Source organism: Mesorhizobium sp. M2A.F.Ca.ET.046.03.2.1, assembly GCF_003952425.1.
Lineage (GTDB): Bacteria > Pseudomonadota > Alphaproteobacteria > Rhizobiales > Rhizobiaceae > Mesorhizobium.
In genome coordinates this window covers 6,515,552-6,533,544 of record NZ_CP034449.1, presented here as the reverse complement: position 1 = coordinate 6,533,544, position 17,993 = coordinate 6,515,552, and the positions used below count along the sequence as shown (strand labels likewise).

Genomic DNA, 17,993 nt, shown 5'->3' with positions numbered 1-17,993 from the left:
GTGGCCCGGCTTAGGCCGCCCTCGATCACAGTCTCGCGATCCGGCCTCCCCGCGTCCGTTTTCAGCGCCCTTCGCGATTGACTCGGCAAAATGCGCTCCTATGTTGCGCGCGCTCGCTGATTTCCAACTACAGCGCCACGCGTCCTTCGGACGCGTAAAGGACGCTGTAGAAACTTAGAATTGCGCATGATCCTTTCCGAAAATCGAACCCGATTTTCGGGGTCATGCGCTACCCCGCGAGCAGAAAGGTCAACCCGCCATGCCTGGCGACAGTCACAGTCGAACGCAACCGCCGTCCTCCCTGACGTGACCTGCACGGCTCACGTCCTGCCGGACGGCAAGGAGTGAGCCCATGAACGAATTCGCACCCGTATCGGACGACGAAGCCGTCGCCGTCGCCCGTGTTCTTGCCAACGACCACGTCGCCGACGTCGTCGAAGCCCTCAACCACGATCCTCGCGAGACAGCCATCGAGCTGCTCTGCGCTGTGCCGTTCGAGCGGCTGGTCGAGATTTTCGATCAGCCGGAACTCGAAAGCGCTCCGGAACTCGCGGAAGCACTGCCACGCGCCAAGGCGAGCAAGCTTTTGACCGCCATGTCGGCCGACCGCGCGGCCGACATTCTGCGCGAGCTGGATGAACCGCCCCGCTCGGAGCTGCTCGGCGCGCTTGCCCCGCCGCTGCGCGCCACGCTGCTGTCAATCCTCGGATACCCAGAAGGCAGCGCCGCCTCGATCATGACGACCGAATTCGTCAGCGTGCCTTCCGACTGGACCGTCGGCCGCACGCTCGACTACATCCGCAAGGTCGAGCGCACGCGCGAAACCATCTACGCCATCTACATCGTCGATCCGGAGACGCAGCTCCTGCTGCGTTCGACCGGGTTGCGCCGGTTGATCACCGGCAACCCGGAGGATTTGATCCTGTCGGTGGCGCCTGATCGCATGCCGGTGACCGTGACGCCGCTCACCGATCGCGAGAACCTGGCGCAGACCATCTCGAAATACGACCTCCTGGCGCTGCCTGTCGTCGACCACGGCAGGATCCTCGGCATCGTCACCGTCGACGACATCATCGACACGATGATCGAGGAAACGACCGAGGACGTGCATCGTTTCGGCGGCATGGAGGCGCTGGACGAGCCGTATATGAAGATGGGCTTCCTCGCCATGATCCAGAAGCGCGCCGGCTGGCTCTGCGCGCTGTTCCTCAGCGAGATGCTGACGGCCAACGCCATGCAGAGCTACGAGGGTGAGCTGGAGAAGGCGATCGTGCTGACGCTGTTCATCCCACTGATCATGAGTTCCGGCGGCAATTCCGGCTCGCAGGCGACATCGCTCGTCATCCGCGCGCTGGCGCTGCGCGAGATCGGTCTGCGCGACTGGTGGCGGGTGGCGCTGCGCGAGCTGCCGACCGGGGTGGTGCTCGGCTCGATCCTCGGCGTCGTCGGCATCTGCCGCATCGCGCTCTGGCAGTATTCCGGGTTCTACGACTACGGCCCGCACTGGATGCTGATCGCGGCGACGGTGGGCGCGGCGCTGATCGGCATCGTCACCTTCGGCTCACTGTCGGGATCGATGCTGCCTTTCGCGCTGAAGCGGATCGGCTTCGACCCGGCAAGCGCCTCTGCGCCGTTCGTCGCCACGCTGGTCGACGTCACCGGGCTGGTGATCTACTTCTCGGTGGCGCTGGTGATCCTGCGCGGCACGCTGCTTTAAAAATCTTGGGGTCGCTGGCGTCGCCAGCGGCCCCAAAGCTGCAATCAAACGCGTTCGCCGTTCTTCACGCGGTAGGTCGGCTTGTACATCGTGACCAGTTCCTCGGCCGCGGTCGGATGCACGGCCATGGTGCGGTCGAAATCGTCCTTGGTCAGTCCCGCCTTCAGCGGGATGCCGAGCAGCTGCGCCATCTCGCCGGCATCGGGACCCAGGATATGAGCGCCGAGCACCTTCCTGGACGCGCCGTCGACCACCAGCTTCATCAGCATCTTCTCGTCGCGGCCGGACAGCGTGTGCCGCATCGGACGGAAGGACGCGCGATAGATCTCGACATCGGGGAAGCGCTTGACCGCGTCGTCCTCCGACAGGCCGACGGTTCCAATCTCCGGCTGGGAGAATACAGCGGTCGGGATGGTGTCGTGATCCGACGCGGTCGGATTGCCCTTGAAGGCGGTCTCGATGAAGCACATCGCCTCGTGGATAGCGACCGGCGTCAGTTGCACGCGATGGGTGACGTCGCCGATTGCCCAGATGTTGTCGATGTTGGTGCGCGAATATTGGTCTACCATGATCGCGCCCGTCTTGCCGAGTTCGACGCCGACGCCTTCCAGGCCCATATTCTCGGTGTTGGGAATGCGCCCGATCGCCAGCATGACTTGGTCGACCGTGAGGGTCTGACCGCTTGACAGCAGCACATCTAGCCTGCCTTCAGGCGTCTTGCGCACCCATTCCGAAACCGCGGGGCAAAGAATCTTGATGCCCTTCTTCTCCATGGTCTCATGCAGCGAGCGGCGCAGATCCATGTCGAAGCGGCTGAGGATTTCCTGGCCGCGATAGACCAGCGTGGTGTCAACGCCCAAGCCGTGGAAAATGTTGGCGAACTCGACGGCGATATATCCGCCGCCCTCGATCATGATCGCCTTTGGCAGTTCCTTGAGATCGAAGGCCTCGTTGGAGAAGATGCAGTACTCATGGCCCGAAAGCGCCGGATGCGGCGCCGGCCTGCCGCCGGTGGCGATCAGGATCTGGTCGGCGCTGACGGTGCGGTCTTCGGCAACCAGGTAGACGGAATGCGGGTCGACCAGCACGGCGCGCGAGTGGAAGGTCTCGCCGCCTGAGCCCTCGACATTCCTCTTGTAGATCGCTTCGAGCCGCGCGATCTCCTTGTCCTTGTTGGCGACCAGCGTCTTCCAGTCGAAGCTCGCCTCGGGCACCGTCCAGCCATAGCCGGCGGCATCAGTGAAATGCTCTGGAAATTGCGAGGCATAGACATAGAGCTTCTTCGGCACGCAGCCGCGGATGACGCAGGTGCCGCCGAAGCGGTATTCCTCGGCGATGGCGACGCGCTTGCCGAGGGCCGCCGCCACCCGGGCCGCCCTGACCCCACCGGACCCGCCGCCGATGACGAACAGATCATAGTCATAACCGGCCATCGTGGTGGGCTCCTGGGGATGAGAAAGACGGGTCACAGGTAGGCTGCCAAGCGGCAAAAGAAAAGCCCGGGCAAAGCCGGGCTTTGTGGTCCAGCGGCCGACGGCCGAATTGAAGCCGATCAGTTCGCGGAATTGTCGGCGGGCGCCGAGCCATCGGCCGGAGCGGAATTGTCGGCCGGCGCGGTGGCGTCCGGAGCCGGCGCTGCCGGCGCCGCGGCCTTGGCGGCGGCGGCGAGCGTCTCGCCTACCTGCTGGGCGAGGTCGCGGGCAACGCCGTTCTGCCAGATGTCGGCAGCCTTCACGAGGTCACGCGTCACCGCGGGGCCGCTGTCCAGCAGCTTCTTTCCGGAATCGGAGCTGTAGAAGGCGGCGATGTCGTTGAGCTCCTTCTCGGAAAACACCTTGGCATAGGCAAGCGCTGCTTCCTTTTCGAGGTCGGCGCGCCGCGATGCCATGCCGAGCGCCTTCTCGGTCACGGTCTTGCCGATCAATTCCTGCATGTCGGGGTTCTTCTGGATGAGCTGCGACTCCAGCGCGGCAGCGGCCTGCGGCAGAATGTTGTCGAACGAGTCCGTGGCATGGATCGCAGCGACGGCCGCGCGCGCGGCCTTCAGGTGCGACTCGCTGACATCCTGCGCAAACACCGGCGAGGACAGCGCGAGGACGGCCGAGGCCGCCAGAAACATCGAAAGGCGGCGAACCCGTTTATGCAACATCATGGTCGATAGAACTCCCTGGTTTTCGGGCGACATGGACGGTTTCGATACCGTCGCCGCCGGCGATGATGGCCGTTGACGCCAGCCCGATGAATAGACCGTGCTCGACAACGCCTGGAATGGCGAAGAGAGCATTCGAAAGCGCTCTTGTATCCGGAATGCGGCCAAAAGATGCATCGAGGATAAAGTGGCCGCCGTCTGTAACAAATGGCTGGCTTCCCGTCATCCTCAATGTAACCGGGCCGGAAAGGCCGAGCTTCGCCGCGGCGGCGCGAACCGCGATCTCGGTGGCGCGCAGGCCGAATTGGTTGACCTCGATCGGCAGCGGGAAGCGGCCGAGAGTCCCGACCAGCTTGGACTTGTCGGCGATCACGATCATGCGCCCGGATGCGGCCGCGACGATCTTCTCGCGCAGCAGCGCGCCGCCGCCGCCCTTGATCAAGGTCAGGTCCGGATCGATTTCGTCGGCGCCGTCGATGGTAAGGTCGAGTTCCGGCGTGTCTTCGAGCGTGGACAGCGGCACACCCAGCTCGCGACAGAGCGCCGCGGTGCGCTCGGAAGTCGGCACACCGATGATCTTGAGGCCGGTCGCAACCTTCTCGGCCAGCAGCCGCACGAACTCGTCCGCCGTGGTGCCGGTGCCGATGCCAAGCCGCATGCCGTCGCCGACATGGGCGAGCGCTGCCCGCGCGGCTTCGACCTTCAACTGCCTTGCATCCATGGGGAGCCCTGATTTCGCCGGTTTCGCGCGCCTCCTAGCATTTTTGCCTGTCCCGTCAAAGGCTCCCTCGTCAAAGGCTCTGTGGACCGATCGAGGCTTCTTGCTTGAACCCTGACCAGCCTGTATCGGCTGCAGCAACGAGAATTTCGCAGGACCGCCCATGACCCGCCCGATCATTGTCTTCGACCTCGACGGTACGCTGGTCGACACCGCGCCGGACTTGCTCGACAGCCTCAATCACAGCCTGGCGGCGAGTGATCTGGCCGCCGTCGACGAAGCCGGCTTCAGGCGCTTCGTCGGCCATGGCGGCCGCGTCATGATCGAACGCGCGCATGCCGCGCAGAACAAGGCGCTGATGGCCGAAGAGCACGACCGGCTGCTGAAGCTCTTCCTCGACCATTACACACTGAACATTCCCGGAAAGTCGCGCCCCTACCCCGGCGTAATCGCCGCGCTCGACCGTTTCCAGGCCGCCGGATACCTGATGGCGGTCTGCACCAACAAATACGAAGCCAATTCCGCGACGCTGATCGGCGCGCTTGGCATGTCGGACTATTTTGCCGCGATCTGCGGCCAGGATACGTTTGCCTTCCGCAAGCCCGACCCGCGCCATCTCACCGAGACCATCCGGCTGGCCGGCGGCGATCCGAGCAGCGCCGTGATGGTCGGCGATTCGCAGACCGACATCGACACCGCCAAGGCAGCCGGAATTCCCGTGGTCGCGGTCGATTTCGGCTACACCGACCGTCATGTGAGCGAATTCGAACCAACCCTGGTGATCTCGCATTTCGACACGCTGACGCCGGACCTGGCGGAACGGCTGATCGCGGCGGCGCGCTGAGCCGGCGCCAAATCCCGCCGACGGAAAATCAGAGAAATCAAACCGCGGAATAACCTCGGCACATCGCCTTGACTTCACGCGCCCGCCTACCTTATATCGCGGCTCGCTTCGGCCTTCGGGCCACAGGCGGGCGATTAGCTCAGCGGGAGAGCACACCCTTCACACGGGTGGGGTCGCAGGTTCAATCCCTGCATCGCCCACCATCTAACCTCCCGAAATGGTTAGATGATTTAGCTTCCAAGCAATTTCTTGAGAATGTCTCCGGAGCGCAACTGTCGCGCAGCGATTTTTTGACCTCGGCTCAGTGCAGAATCCGGACTGGATGAACGCCGAGGTTCCAGGTTCTCCCCGCATCGTTTGAGTGGTGGCCGTCGGCGCGAAGCGCGGAGCCGTTAATTCGAAAAAGTGAAGATGCCATGTCGGTTCGGCGGACGGTCAAGCGTCTTCAAAGAGGCACCGGGACCGGTATCTCGACAACGAAGGAATGACCGATGAGCAAGAGGATCTTTGTGAGCCTGCCAGTTACCGACGTGAAGGCGTCCAGGGCTTTCTACGAATCCCTTGGTTTTAAGAACAATCCTGAGTTTCCCGATGAGGCCGCGGCCTGGATGGTATGGAGTGAAGAGATCAACTTCATGCTGCTCAGCCGGGAAAAATGGCAGATGATGACGACGCGCCCGATCCCGCCATCAACGTCGAGCGAGGTGATGTTGGCGCTCTCTCTGGACAGCCGCGACGCCGTCGACGCAATGGCCGCCGCTGCGGCCGCTAACGGCGGCACGGCCGACATCAATCCAGTCGAAGATCATGGGTTCATGTACACTCGCGACCTTGCCGACCCCGATGGTCATGCCGTGGGCGCGATGTGGATGGACGTCTCCGCAATGACATCGGCGTCGTCATGACGCCTTGACGTTGCCGGATCGGCGTCGTCATGACGCCTTGACGTTGCCGGATCGGCGTCGTCATGACGCCTTGACGTTGCCGGACACGAATGCCGCGGGCGCCTAAATCAGCCCCCGTCTCACATTCATGCGCGTTACCGCCGTCACCAGGACTGCGCCGGTCATGAAATAGAGCGTGGCGATGATGTGGCCCTGGTGGAAGTGCAGCCCGGCAAACAAAAGGGCCGTGACCACGGCAAGGAAGGCGATGACGCGAGAGAAGGCATCGGGCATGGGGCGACCTTGTGCAATGTGTTGACTGGCCGCCCTCAATTCGGCCGATCGCTCCATAGATCGGTTTTCGATTTTTCGCAATCAGGCCCATTGGCGTATCTGTGACCACCTTCACATACGTCAGACAGGGTTTGCGCGCAGATATCGTAACGGGGGCGCCAACGGCTTGGCTGACCTGCAGATCCCGAAGACGGCCTCCGGACTGGATGCGGTTTCGCAGGAAGGAATTTGATCACGTAGCCATTTTCAGATTTGCTGTCTGCGCGCTGGGCACCTCCCACCCAAGCGCGCGGACGGCGTTCTCGAAGGATCGGTCCGTAACCGCCAGTGCGCCCGGTCTCCTTACAGTTGCCGGCTTATCCGGTTTCGACGTGTCGGGCATGACATTGGAACATTTGTCAGCCACCCGCCGAACGGAGAGTCACCATAGAAGGAGACGACGCTTTGATCGAGCACGCACTTATCCTACAATTTCCGTCTAACCAGAGGCGGAATCGTATCATGGCTACAAACGGCGCGGACGACAGCAACCTGCCGCGCCTGGCGCGCATTGATCCGCGCCACTTCGACCTGCTGTTCGGCGGCTGCAAGCTGGAGCGCTACGCCGCCGGCCAGCATTTGTTCGTCCAAGAGGATGCCTCCGATCGCATCTATGGTGTGATAAGCGGCACGGTCGAGATCTCGATCTATTCGCCGGGCGGGCAGAAGCTGGTGGCCAATATCGAGCTGTCGCGCAGCCTTGTCGGCGAGATCGGGGCACTGGACGGACGCCCGCGCACGGCCACCGCCAGCTGTCTCACGGCATGCGAGCTGGTTTCGCTGAGCCGGACACAACTCTTTGACCGCATTGAGAAAAACCCGTCTCTCGCGCGAGCGATGATCGAATTGCTGTGCACGCGGCTGCGCTGGGTCAGCGGCGAGTTGGGCGACCAAGCCTTTTTCGGCATCGAGGCCCGGCTGGCGAAGCGGCTGGTGTTCCTGAGCGGGGTCATGGCCGACTCCGCCGGTTGGATTCCGATTTCGCAATCCGAGCTCGGCGAATTCCTCGGCGCGACGCGCGAATCCGTCAACAAGACGCTCAACGACTGGCGCAACCGGCAGATGATCGCCATCAAGCGCGGCGGCCTGCGCATCATCAACGCCGCCGCGCTGAACCATATCGCCGAATCGCAGGACGACGACTGAGCAGGCTCGGCGACTTCGCCCAAGCAGCAGACAGCCTAAGCGCCCCTGATCACAACCGCGAGATCATGTAGCGCAGCGCCGAGCGGCTCGGCATGAAGAAATAGCCGCCGCCTTTCGTGGTGACGAACTTCGGCACATCCTTGAACACGGTGACCTTTTCCCAGGACGGGATCGAGAACCGGCCGCCGCCGCCCCTTGCCCCGATCGTCGGATCCGTCTCCCCGACCAGACCCTGGAACGAGCTCGACGAGACCCAGGTCTGCTGGATGAACTCGTATTGGCGCTCGATATCGGCGTTGAGACACATGAAGAGCAGTCCCTTCTCCGTCTTTCCGCCCTTGTCCTTTTTCTCGTAGGTGCGGCCGACGCGCAGGATGCGATGGCGCTTGCCGATCCTGATCTGCGTCTCGCGGTCCTCGCCGAGCGAATCGCGCGGGTTGGAACGGCGTATGTGGGAGCCGAGTGGACAGGCGTGCCCCTGCGGATCCTCGGCGCCGAGCGCGAAATCATTGTCGACGCCGCGGCCCGGCCGCCCGTTCGGATTGCGCACGAGCGAGCTGCCGTCCTGCCAGCGGCCGAGCATCTTCGCGGCCACCCAGCGTTGATCGACGGTGGGATCGCCGGTCTCATTTGCGGCCTGCGTCGCCGCCCGCCTGCAATAATCGTCGAACAATTCGACATGCTGCTCGAACTGGCGCATGACGAGGAACGTGCCGTTGCGGCCGAAATCGCGCGGCGGAGGCGGTTGCCCGGGTATCTGGCGGTTGCGCCGCACCTGCGACAGGATGCCGGCGCGGTCCAGCGCCGCCTCGACCGACGGCGACGACGGATAGAAGCCATGCTCGTCGCGATAACCGAACAGGAACTCGCCCGGTGCGAGCAGATGCATGGGCGCGGCTCCCTTAGCGGCGCGCGCCGTACCCCGAACGATCGGTTGCGAGATGCCGTCGACGAAGCCGAAATGCTCGACCGCTCGCTTGCCGTCGCGCTTCACCTTCAGCGGCAGTTCGGCGGTCACCGACATCCCGGCGCCTGCCGTCTGTCGCTTCATGGCCGTGATCTCGGCCTTCAGCAAGGCCGGCGTCTCGGCATAGCAGACGATGACGACATCGACGGGCTTGGCGGAAGACCCCCACTGCCATTTGTCGGGCGCGTCAGGGCCGGTGTCGTTGAGGATGCGGCTGCGCTCGGGCGTGCCCATGCCTTCCCGGAAGGCGACCGGGAACGTGTCCAGCGGTTCGTCGTCGACGCCGCCTTCGAGCCCCAGCCGGCGCAGTCCGTTGGGCCCGAACGCCACGGTCATAGCGCGGCCCACGGGTACCCCGTCGCCGAAGCTGGTTTTGCCGATGACGAAGTCGAGCCACGCCTTGCGCTTCGCCGTCGGCAGGCCATCCGGCACCTGGATCGCAAGCATATGCGCGTCGCCGAGCGCGCCGAACGGCCCGAAGAAGATCGACTGGATTTCGCCGGATTCCAGCGCTTCGAGGGGCGAGGACGGAGGCCCCGCCAGGCTCCTCGCATCAGCCGGCAGCGCTTGCGGACGCGGCAGGGAACCGAAAAGGCTCAGCCAGTCGCGCGCCTCGTTGCCGGTAGCCGAGGCGATGCCGCGCCTGATCCTGGAGTTGATGCGGATACGCGTGGTGTTGAGGCGCGGATAGGCGGTGTACCAGAACAGCGTCGGCACCTGCTGGCGCCGCGCCCAGCGCTTGAAGCGATCGCCGTCGCGCGCGCCGTCCAGGAACAGCCAGCGCGTGCGCGGATAGCCGTCGGTGTTGCTCCACACACCGGTCAAGCCGGCCGAGGCCTTGGCGATGAAGTCCTCGAGATAGCTTTCCCAACTGCCTCCGTAATTGGAGAAGAACATCAGCCTGTTGGTGCCGGGCAACAGCACCCAGCGGGCGAAATGAATGGTGTTGATGGTGGCGAGGAAGCCTGGCCTGAACACCTTCTGCGCCGATATCGAGATCAGGTAGAAGGAGAGCCGCAGCGCCAGCCGCCGCAAGATGCCCACCTTCATCGTCGAGATCGCCGTCAGATTGTTCTGCGCGGTGTGGTCCTCATGGGCGAGGATCTTTTCGAGCGCTCCGATCTCGACCGGCGTGCTCGCCGGCTGGTCCTTGTCCTCGAGCCGCCGCAACGCCAGGAAGCAAAACCCGACGAACAGGGCGAGAATGGCCAGCAGACCGAGGACTGAAAGCAGAAGCGAGGTTCCCGCAATCGCGATGTTGGTGAAGGTGACCCCATGCGGGTTTCCGAACACGAGCACATAAGTCATGCGCCAGAAGGCCAGAATGACGATCGCGACGGTGGCGAACATAGCAGGCGTCAGCAGCGTCGTCGTCAGCGCGCGCGACCAGTGGCCGGGCGGTCTTTCCAGCAGGCTTTCGGCGGGCTCGAATGCCCAGCCGAATTGCCCGAGGCACTGGACATGGCGACGCGCCTCGGCAAGCACATCCATCGCATTGCCGGTGCCCGCGCGCGGCTTTTCGACGATCTCACGCACGCTGTCGGCGAGCTTGGCCTCGGCCAGGATCCGCCGCACGGAATGTCCCGGCGTGCCGGAGAAAACCAGCCCGGCGGCGCTGCCGAAAGACGGCGATATCTCGATGTGCTTCCTCTTCAGGAAGTCTTCCAGCGAACCGCCGTCCGGGAGGCCGCAGACATCCCTGAAAATCGGCCTCAGCCGGTGACCGATCGCTTGCGCTATGGCGGCAATGACATCGTCGGTGCTGCCGTCGCCCGAGATTTCCAACACCAGCGCGCCGGTCTCGGCCCCCGATTTTTCGTCCTTGCCGGTGGGAGCGACGGCCAGGCTGGTGAAATGAATGGTGCCAACCTTGTCGAGCGCGGCGCTGATTTCGCCGATCGCCGGATTGCCGAGATCCGCGACGTTGTCGCGCACCGCATCGAGCGGCATCGGTCGGGTGATCGGGCAGACCACGGTCACCATCGACTGCTCGGCGGTGCGGCAAAGCGGCGAGCGCTCGAAATCGACCTTGAGGCTCGCCGGGTAGGCGCCGACACTGACCATCTTGCCAGCCCTGCCCCGCGCGCGGGTCAGCTTCGGCTTGCTGAACAGGGCGCGGATGCATTCCCCGATCTGAATGCGGGCGATTTCCGCGCCGATGCACAGATGGATGCCGTAACCGAAAACCATGTAGTCGCGATGCGGGCGCGAGGTGTCGAACGCGTTCGGCCGCTGCACGATCTCCGGATCGAACATCGCCGAGAGCGTCGCCGGCATGACGACCGTTCCGGCTTTGACCACGCGCTCCCGGCGGGTACCCTTGCCGATGACCGCGTCACGCCTGGTGTAGCGCCAGGGTCCGATCCAGATCGGCTTGAAGCGCATGGCTTCCATGATCGCCCGGTCGAGCTTGCCGGTATCGCCGGCGCCGAGGGCCTCATCCACGGCCTGCCGTGCATCGGTTCGCGACAGGATCACATCCAGGCAATTGCTGCCGGCAAGCACATTGGTCGGCACGAAGCCGGCGACCATGCCGAGCATGATGGAATGAATGTCGGGCAGCGACAGGCGTCCCTGGTCCATCAGCGCGACCAAGCGAGCCAGCGGCCTGTCATCCTTGTTCGCCTTTTCCCGGACCGCGGCGATCGAGCGGTCGATAATTTTGATCAGGCGATCTCCCCCGACCACGGCAAGCTGGCGCGTGGTGGGATTTGCCGTCGGATCGGAAAAGAACAGCGCGCTGAGCGCGATCGACCAGTCGGCGAATTCGGTCTCATCATCGATCTGAAGGCCGAAATAATCGCGGCAGATGCGCACCGGAACGATCTTCATCAAGCCTGCAATGGCATCGAAGCCGGGGCTGGCGCGGGTCATGATCTCGCGCGAATGGCGCTCGGCGATCGGCCTGACGGTTGCTTCGACCTCCGCCGGCGGGAACGCGCTCAGCACGGCCGACTTCATCTGCCGGTATGCGGCGCCGTCCTGCATGCCGAGAATGAAATTCGAGCCCCGGGCCAACTCGGCCATTTCCGGCCCGTAAGGCGTCTCGAACTCGTCGCCGCGCTCCAATATGTCGCGCACATCCGCGCCCTTGGTGACGAGCAGGAAATTGCCGAAGCCGGGATTCGGCCAGAAGCGGCGCAGCAGCGCCAGCAGCCAGCGCGGATCGCCGAGAAGAAAGCCGGCGATGCGCGCGGCAATGCCGCCCTTGGAACGCAGTCGATAGATGTCGAACGGCGGCATTTCGGCGACGGGACGCTGGCTCTTCTGGGCGGCCCGGACCGCGGAGAAGTACTTCAATGTGATCATGCGCGTTCAAGCCCCCCGGCTGTCCACGTCAATGCGATGCCGGCACCATCTGGCCTAGGTTTGCATCGGTCCGGCGTATGTGAATTCGTTCACAGTCATCTGTTGTCGGCCCGGCAATCATGCGGCTGACTTGGCCCGATCGAAATTGGCGATCAGGAAATTGTTCTTGGCCGGGTCAACGAACGGTATCCAGCGTATCCTCTGCTCGGAAAAGTCAGGATGCCGGGTCATGAAAATCGCAAGCTCGCGCTCTGCCTCGTCATGCCTGCCGCTTCTGATCAGGGCGCCTATCTTCAGGAACCTGGCGTAGAAGTAACTTGGCGACAGGTTGAGCGAGCGCTCGGCTGTGGCGATCGCGGCCGGCCAGTCCTCGACGAAGCAATAGGCGGCGGCCAGTTCACCCAGATTGTGGAAGCGATAGAGGTCGAACGGGCTCAACCGCTCGGTATCGAGAAAGAACGGGATCGCGCCGGCCGCGTCGCCAAGCAAAAGTTGCGCGCTGCCCATGGCCGAGCGGGCGAAGGCGAAGCTCGGATTGATGTGGATCGCCTCGGCAAGGTGCTCGGCCGCCAATGCCGGCAGGCCGCGCATGATGTCGGCCGCGCCGAGATAGGCATGCGGGCGTGCGTCGAGGCTGTCCATCAGCAGCGCCTTGCGCGCAAGCTCCTCTACCTTTTCCAGGTCGTCGCTGTCGCCGAAACGCAGCCAGGCCCGCCAGAAATACCACCAGGCCAGTTCGTTGAGCACGGCGCTCGAGTTCGGATCGTCCCGGTAGGCTCTGTCGAAGAAGTCGAGCGCGATGTCGGTGTCGCGGCGTGTGCGCCTGTTCATGTGCCAGCGGCCGCGCCTGACCAATTGCCAAGTCTCAAGGCTCTCCCACGGCACCTGGAACGTACGCGCCTGCTCGGCGCGATCGACCTCCTTGTCGAGGATGGAAACGATCTCGCTGCCGACCTGGTCGCGCAGCCTAAAGATGTCGACGAGATCGCGGTCGAAGCGTTGCGACCAGACCAGGCGCCCGTTCGACGTGTCTGTAAGCGATGCGTTGAGACGGATATGCCTGTCGTGGCGCGCCAGCGTGCCGCTGACGATGTAGCGCGCGCCAAGCGCATTGCCGATGAGCCTTGTGCCCAGGCTGTCGTCGCGAAACTGAAAGCTGGATCCCTTTGCGATGACCGAAAGCCAGCGCGTGTTGGAAAGACCGTAGATGATGTCCTCGGCAATGCCGTCGGCCATATAGCCGACGTCCGGTTCGCTTCCATTGCCCTGGAACGGCAGCACCGCGATTGCCGGTGGCCCCTTGGGGACGGGTTTGTAATGGCCGGGCGCGGCCGGGATAGAAGCGAAGGAGGCCGGCGTGGCAGGCCCGTTGCCGCCGCGGCCCGCGATCAGGACCCGCACCGGCAGAGCGATGTTCTTCAGGCTGAACTCGCCGAGATCGGTAAAGACCGCTGCTGTCTTGTCCTTCACATGGTGCCAGGTCGTCGCCGAGATGGCGACGCCGTCGTGAGGCGCGAGTTCCTGAAGCCGGGCGGCGATGTTCACGTCGTCGCCGTAGAGACGGCCCTCACGGACAATCACATCGCCGGTATTGATACCGGCGCGAAACGGCATGCGCATGTCCTCGGCAACCGCCGCATTCAGCGCTGCGATCCGCGCCTGGAAGTCGAAGGCTGCCCGCAAGGCTTCGATCGGATTGCCGAATTCGGCCATGATGCTGTCGCCGGCATCGCCGAATGTGCGCCCGCCAAATGCGCCGCAACTGCCGGCGATGATGTCGCGCCTCTCCTCGAACGCGGCAACGGCGAGCTCGTCGTCGATGCCCATCAGCCTCGAGAATCCGACGGCGTCGATCGATATGATTGTCGCAAGCTGACGGGTGTAATTCCGTTCAGCCATGATCGAGCCCCCAGTCCCCGCGTCCAGTCCAGAACAGGCGACCTGCGCTCAAAAGAAACGCGTCGCCGTCTGCCGATGGATATCCCCGGCAGGTCCGGCGCGCAGTTGCCACCCTGTTATGACCAGAATTCTATCAGGGTCTTTCCGAAAGCTCTACCAAGAACAGCTAATATGGCGAACGCCCTGCCCAACGCATGGTTTAGTCATTCGTTATACCGGAAGGCACATCCGCATCGTGCCGTAACCCATTGAATCACGCACTCTTTTGTCCTCAGGCAATGTTGGATTTGGCTGCTGCCGGCCGAAGATCGGCCACGTCGAGCCAGGCTTCACAATGCGTTATTTTCACGCTACGGAACCAACATGCCCGCGTGCTGGTTTCTGACGGCACCCAGGCCCATATGAAACTTGGCCAATTACGCGATTTGAGGGCTCTCATGCGCACTGTTGTTTTAGCAACCGGTATCGCGGCCTTCCTTGCCGGCGGATCGGCCCTTGCGGCGGACGACCAGCCACTGCCGCCGCAGAATGCCAAGAAGCTGTCGGAGATCATTGCCAAGGTCGAGCACCGCACCGACTTCCGCTATGTGAAGGAGGTCGATTGGGATAGCGACGGCTACACCATCACCTACTACACCACCGACAAGGCCAAGGTCCAAATCACCTACGACCCGGTGACCGGCGAGCCCAAATAGGTCGCGTCGCCTCCCCGCCTTACGCTCCGCCCCATCTACTGAAGCACATAGGCCCCCGCCCGGTTTCACACACTGTGCCTTGGCGCTGGACACTCCTGTGCCACGCGCAAAGACCCGGCGCGATGGGCCGCCCTTGCATCGTCACAACTTTGGTGGCTGACTGCCCCTCACTGATTGCGGGCACGGGAGTGCATGGGCAATGATCGGCCACGTCCTGAAGCGCATCCTCATGGTGCTCGTCGGCTATCTGGTCGCGGTGCTTGCTGGGTTGATCGCGGTGGTGGTGATCTACGCCATATTGAGCTCGCTGCCCAATGCGCCGGGCTACTTCGGACTTATGGAATTCACCCCCGTCGCCGTGCTGGTCGTGCCGCCGCTCGGCATGTTTGTCTACTTCGTGACGATCATCCTGACGGGTATGCAGACGCTGGTCTTCGCCTTGATCGCGGAGTTCTTTTCGCTGCGCAGCTTCTGGCTGCACATGGTCTTCGGCGCCGCCGCCGCGGCGGCCGGCTTCATGTTGATCTGGCCTGACGCTGCCGATGATCCCGAACGCTGGGCCGACATGGGCATCATAGCGGGCGCCGGCCTCGTGGCCGGCCTGATCTATTGGCTGATTGCCGGGCGCGACGCCGGCTTCCGCCGTCCGCTCATCAAAGCAATTCCAGGAAAAGTGTGAAGCGGTCAGGCCGAGCGGTATCGCCGTAGCCTTCCGCCCGGAATTGCTTGAAGTCAGAGCGCTCAGCTTGACGGCGTGCGCACCGCTTCGGTCGCGTCCAGCGCCTGCATCAGCTTGGAATCACGGTCATAGACGTCGTCGAAATACTCGACCTTGCCGGACATATCAGGCCAGGCGGTGAAATAGGCGACATAGACCGGAATGACGCGCGTGACATTCTCGGTCGAATGGCCGTGCTTCAGCTTCTCGGCAATGTCGTCGACAGAGGTTCCAAGCACTGCGGCGGCCATGCCGCGCGGATCCTGCAGCCGGACGCAGCCATGGCTGAGCGCCCGCATGTCGCGCGCGAAGAAGGACTTCTGCGGCGTGTCATGCATGTAGATGGCGTGCTTGTTGGGGAAGAGTATCTTCAATTCGCCCAGCGCATTGGCCTCGCTCGGCTGCTGGCGCACGCTGAATGGGATCTTAGAGCCATAGGCGCCCCAGTCCACCTCTGACGACGGGATCTGCCTGCCGCGCGAATCCGTCACCTCATAGCCGGCGCGATCGAGATAGCCGGGATCGCTGCGCAGCCTCGGCAGCATCTCGTTGACGATGATCGACTGCGGCACGCCCCAATAGGGATGGAAGTCGACCTGCTTGATGTGATCGTAGAAGAAGGCAGTCTGGTTGGTAACCCGGCCGATGACGACGCGGGTCTTCAGCTTCTCCTCACCACTGTCGATATAGCTGGCGGTGAAGGAGGGCTGGTTGATGAAGACGCGCGGACTGCCGAGATCGGACGGCATCCAGCGCAGCTCCTCGAGCGCCACCTTGACCTTTTCGATCCTGTCGGCCTTCGAAGCGCCGGCCAGCAAAGCCACCGTCCGCGGCCCGATGACGCCGTCGCCCTTCATGCCTTCCCGCTGCTGCACCGCCTTGATCACCGGCACCAACTCGGGGTCGTAAACCACGCTCTTGCCAAGGCGGGCGAGCACCTCGCCATAGTTGCCGCCCATCTCGTCATCAAGATTGCGGGCAATCAGCGTCAGCAACTTGGGCAGTTCCGGGCTGCTCTCACCCGGCTTGAGCAACAGCTTGGGATCGACGACGATCTCGTTTTCCTCGCTGGCCTCGAGCGCTTCCAGTTCGACGCGCAGCGCCTGGTATTCCGGATTCTGCGGATGCCGCGACTCCAGATAGGTGCGGACCTCCTGGGTATGCGCCAGTGTCTTCAGCGCCCCTTCCAGATCGAACGGCTTGGCCGGGAAATCATAGTAGCCGGTCATCCGGTTGGGATCGACACGGCCGCTCTGGGCATCACGGGCGTAGCGCAGCACGCGCGCCGACAGCGCCATCTCGAACCGAACCAGTTCCCTGGTCCGCTCTTCCGGCGTGGCGGAAGTCGCGGCCGCCGGAATGTCGACGGAGTAGTCGGCCGGCGTCAAACCGTAGCTCGCCGCCTCGCCCAGCACCCGCACCGCATCCTGCGCCCTGCTGTTGGGGGCGTTGTCGCTCACCCAAATGAAATCCGGATTGGCCGAGTAATAAGCGATCAGCGCCTTGGCGATGTCGGGCTCGGCGAACAGCTCGTAGTCGCCCAGGCCGGCAACGGCATCGCGGAACGCGGTGCTGGTCACTGACGGCACGAAGGCGGCATCCTGCGCCGTTGCTGGTGGCGGTGCCGGCAACAACGACTTGAAGTCGACGCGAACGAGCTTATCGGCCCTGTAGGTGTTGTAGGTCGGGCTGCTGATTCGGGCGCCGCCGCCACCCGCCCCCGGCGTTGCCGGACCTATCTTGCGAGGCTTCGGTGGCGGCGGAAATTCGCCTTGCGGGTTGTGCCGGATGCCGCCGCCGAACAGCATGTCGAACAGCCCCTGCGCGCTTGCCGGCTGGTGCCCGAAGGCAAGCGCCGCCGCGATCGCGATCGGCAGCACGGCCTTTATGTTCCCGAGGAATTTCATGAATCACTCGCTCCGGTTGTCACCGGTTCCCGTTCCGCGCCGCTAAACGATCTCGCCCACCGCATGGCGGATGTAAGGCGCAACTATACTGATTCATACCGATTTCGTTAAGCTTCCATAAATTTCCAGGGCCATGTTGCAGAACGGTTTCACATCCTTGTGAGACCCGTGCGGCCAGCCTCGGTTCCCGCGATGCTTGCGCCATTGCGCCAGACCTTGGCGGAACCGGCTCGGACGTGACAAACCCGGGCCGTTATGCTCGAAATCCTGGTCGCTTGAGCCGTGGCCTGGAGATGCGCAGTGAAGAAGGGATATCGCGAACTGCTCGATGAGGCGAATGCCGAGATCGAGGTGGTGTCGCCAGAGGAAGCAGCCGGGCTGCTGGAGGATGAGAATACGATCTTCGTCGACCTGCGCGATCCTCGCGAAGTCGAGCGCGACGGCAAGATCCCCGGCGCCAAGCATGTGACGCGCGGCATGCTGGAATTCTGGATCGATCCCGAAAGCCCCTACCACAAGTCGTTCTTCGCCTCGGGAAAGACCTTCGTCTTCTTCTGCGCCGGCGGCTGGCGCTCGGCTTTAGCGACCAAGACGGCGCAGGACATGGGCCTGACCCCGGTCAAACATATCCTCGGCGGCTACACCGCCTGGAAGGCGGCCGGCCTGCCGGTCGAGCCGGGGCAGAAGAAGGCGGACTGATAGGCTGA

Annotated in this window: 14 protein-coding genes and 1 tRNA gene; 8 read left to right on the top strand and 7 right to left on the bottom strand. The window is 63.4% G+C overall.

Translation table 11 applies throughout. From position 1 onward, the window contains the following. The first annotated feature begins 352 nt into the window (after positions 1-352). Entirely contained in the window at positions 353-1,717 is a 1,365-nt protein-coding gene (mgtE, locus tag EJ072_RS31145; protein WP_126082723.1) for a magnesium transporter, read from the top strand. 44 nt (positions 1,718-1,761) lie between these two features. Here mgtE and gor read toward each other — a convergent pair whose 3' ends face one another. The 3 genes from gor to rpiA form a co-directional block, all read right to left on the bottom strand. Continuing rightward, a complete protein-coding gene (gene gor, locus EJ072_RS31140) occupies positions 1,762-3,150 on the bottom strand; it encodes a glutathione-disulfide reductase (RefSeq protein ID WP_126082722.1) in 1,389 nt (462 codons plus the stop codon). 119 nt (positions 3,151-3,269) lie between these two features. After that, positions 3,270-3,869 (bottom strand): DUF2059 domain-containing protein, encoded by a 600-nt coding sequence (locus EJ072_RS31135; protein ID WP_126060949.1) that lies wholly within the window; start codon positions 3,867-3,869, stop codon positions 3,270-3,272. Continuing rightward, positions 3,856-4,587, bottom strand: coding sequence for a ribose-5-phosphate isomerase RpiA (gene rpiA, locus EJ072_RS31130; RefSeq protein WP_126082721.1), 732 nt, complete (start codon positions 4,585-4,587; stop codon positions 3,856-3,858). Before rpiA ends, EJ072_RS31135 begins: the two co-directional genes overlap by 14 nt. 160 nt (positions 4,588-4,747) lie before the next feature. Here rpiA and EJ072_RS31125 point away from each other — a divergent pair, with 160 nt between their 5' ends. The 3 genes from EJ072_RS31125 (at position 4,748) to EJ072_RS31115 (ending at position 6,333) form a co-directional block, all read left to right on the top strand. Beyond that, a complete protein-coding gene (locus EJ072_RS31125; protein ID WP_126082720.1) occupies positions 4,748-5,428 on the top strand; it encodes a phosphoglycolate phosphatase in 681 nt (226 codons plus the stop codon). Between the two features lie 128 nt (positions 5,429-5,556). Further along, positions 5,557-5,631 (top strand) — tRNA-Val (locus tag EJ072_RS31120). Between the two features lie 288 nt (positions 5,632-5,919). Further along, a complete protein-coding gene (locus EJ072_RS31115; protein WP_126082719.1) occupies positions 5,920-6,333 on the top strand; it encodes a VOC family protein in 414 nt (137 codons plus the stop codon). 102 nt (positions 6,334-6,435) lie between these two features. On the opposite strand, the gene EJ072_RS36190 is transcribed toward EJ072_RS31115, so the two are convergent. Beyond that, complete coding sequence (locus EJ072_RS36190; protein WP_167449170.1) at positions 6,436-6,606, bottom strand: hypothetical protein; 171 nt, start codon at positions 6,604-6,606, stop codon at positions 6,436-6,438. A 501-nt stretch (positions 6,607-7,107) separates the two neighbouring features. Here EJ072_RS36190 and EJ072_RS31110 point away from each other — a divergent pair. After that, the gene (locus EJ072_RS31110; RefSeq protein WP_126064666.1) at positions 7,108-7,791 is read left to right on the top strand and encodes a Crp/Fnr family transcriptional regulator; all 684 of its coding nucleotides are present in this window, start codon (positions 7,108-7,110) and stop codon (positions 7,789-7,791) included. A 49-nt stretch (positions 7,792-7,840) separates the two neighbouring features. Here EJ072_RS31110 and EJ072_RS31105 read toward each other — a convergent pair whose 3' ends face one another. Further along, the gene (locus EJ072_RS31105) at positions 7,841-12,067 is read right to left on the bottom strand and encodes a cytochrome P450 (protein ID WP_126082718.1); all 4,227 of its coding nucleotides are present in this window, start codon (positions 12,065-12,067) and stop codon (positions 7,841-7,843) included. A 117-nt stretch (positions 12,068-12,184) separates the two neighbouring features. Next, a complete protein-coding gene (locus tag EJ072_RS31100) occupies positions 12,185-13,966 on the bottom strand; it encodes an adenylate/guanylate cyclase domain-containing protein (protein ID WP_126082717.1) in 1,782 nt (593 codons plus the stop codon). 437 nt (positions 13,967-14,403) lie between these two features. Between EJ072_RS31100 and EJ072_RS31095 the strand changes: the two genes are divergently transcribed. Next, entirely contained in the window at positions 14,404-14,661 is a 258-nt protein-coding gene (locus EJ072_RS31095) for a PepSY domain-containing protein (protein ID WP_126060940.1), read from the top strand. A gap of 199 nt (positions 14,662-14,860) precedes the next feature. Then, on the top strand, positions 14,861-15,340 hold the full coding sequence (locus EJ072_RS31090; RefSeq protein ID WP_126082716.1) for a hypothetical protein: 480 nt from the start codon (positions 14,861-14,863) through the stop codon (positions 15,338-15,340). A 62-nt stretch (positions 15,341-15,402) separates the two neighbouring features. On the opposite strand, the gene EJ072_RS31085 is transcribed toward EJ072_RS31090, so the two are convergent. Then, the gene (locus tag EJ072_RS31085; protein WP_126082715.1) at positions 15,403-17,286 is read right to left on the bottom strand and encodes a murein L,D-transpeptidase; all 1,884 of its coding nucleotides are present in this window, start codon (positions 17,284-17,286) and stop codon (positions 15,403-15,405) included. Positions 17,287-17,586: 300 nt separating this feature from the next. Between EJ072_RS31085 and EJ072_RS31080 the strand changes: the two genes are divergently transcribed. Continuing rightward, complete coding sequence (locus EJ072_RS31080) at positions 17,587-17,985, top strand: rhodanese-like domain-containing protein (protein WP_126082714.1); 399 nt, start codon at positions 17,587-17,589, stop codon at positions 17,983-17,985. The last annotated feature ends 8 nt before the right edge of the window (positions 17,986-17,993 follow it).

What these genes read in the sequence shown, in the direction of transcription:
- EJ072_RS31085 (WP_126082715.1), bottom strand. Translation starts at nt 17,286, where the DNA reads ATGAAATTCCTCGGGAACATAAAGGCCGTGCTGCCGATCGCGATCGCG.
- EJ072_RS36190 (WP_167449170.1), bottom strand. Translation starts at nt 6,606, where the DNA reads ATGCCCGATGCCTTCTCTCGCGTCATCGCCTTCCTTGCCGTGGTCACG.
- mgtE (WP_126082723.1), top strand. Translation starts at nt 353, where the DNA reads ATGAACGAATTCGCACCCGTATCGGACGACGAAGCCGTCGCCGTCGCC.
- EJ072_RS31115 (WP_126082719.1), top strand. Translation starts at nt 5,920, where the DNA reads ATGAGCAAGAGGATCTTTGTGAGCCTGCCAGTTACCGACGTGAAGGCG.
- EJ072_RS31105 (WP_126082718.1), bottom strand. Translation starts at nt 12,067, where the DNA reads ATGATCACATTGAAGTACTTCTCCGCGGTCCGGGCCGCCCAGAAGAGC.
- EJ072_RS31125 (WP_126082720.1), top strand. Translation starts at nt 4,748, where the DNA reads ATGACCCGCCCGATCATTGTCTTCGACCTCGACGGTACGCTGGTCGAC.
- EJ072_RS31110 (WP_126064666.1), top strand. Translation starts at nt 7,108, where the DNA reads ATGGCTACAAACGGCGCGGACGACAGCAACCTGCCGCGCCTGGCGCGC.
- gor (WP_126082722.1), bottom strand. Translation starts at nt 3,150, where the DNA reads ATGGCCGGTTATGACTATGATCTGTTCGTCATCGGCGGCGGGTCCGGT.
- EJ072_RS31090 (WP_126082716.1), top strand. Translation starts at nt 14,861, where the DNA reads ATGATCGGCCACGTCCTGAAGCGCATCCTCATGGTGCTCGTCGGCTAT.
- EJ072_RS31095 (WP_126060940.1), top strand. Translation starts at nt 14,404, where the DNA reads ATGCGCACTGTTGTTTTAGCAACCGGTATCGCGGCCTTCCTTGCCGGC.
- EJ072_RS31100 (WP_126082717.1), bottom strand. Translation starts at nt 13,966, where the DNA reads ATGGCTGAACGGAATTACACCCGTCAGCTTGCGACAATCATATCGATC.
- rpiA (WP_126082721.1), bottom strand. Translation starts at nt 4,587, where the DNA reads ATGGATGCAAGGCAGTTGAAGGTCGAAGCCGCGCGGGCAGCGCTCGCC.
- EJ072_RS31135 (WP_126060949.1), bottom strand. Translation starts at nt 3,869, where the DNA reads ATGATGTTGCATAAACGGGTTCGCCGCCTTTCGATGTTTCTGGCGGCC.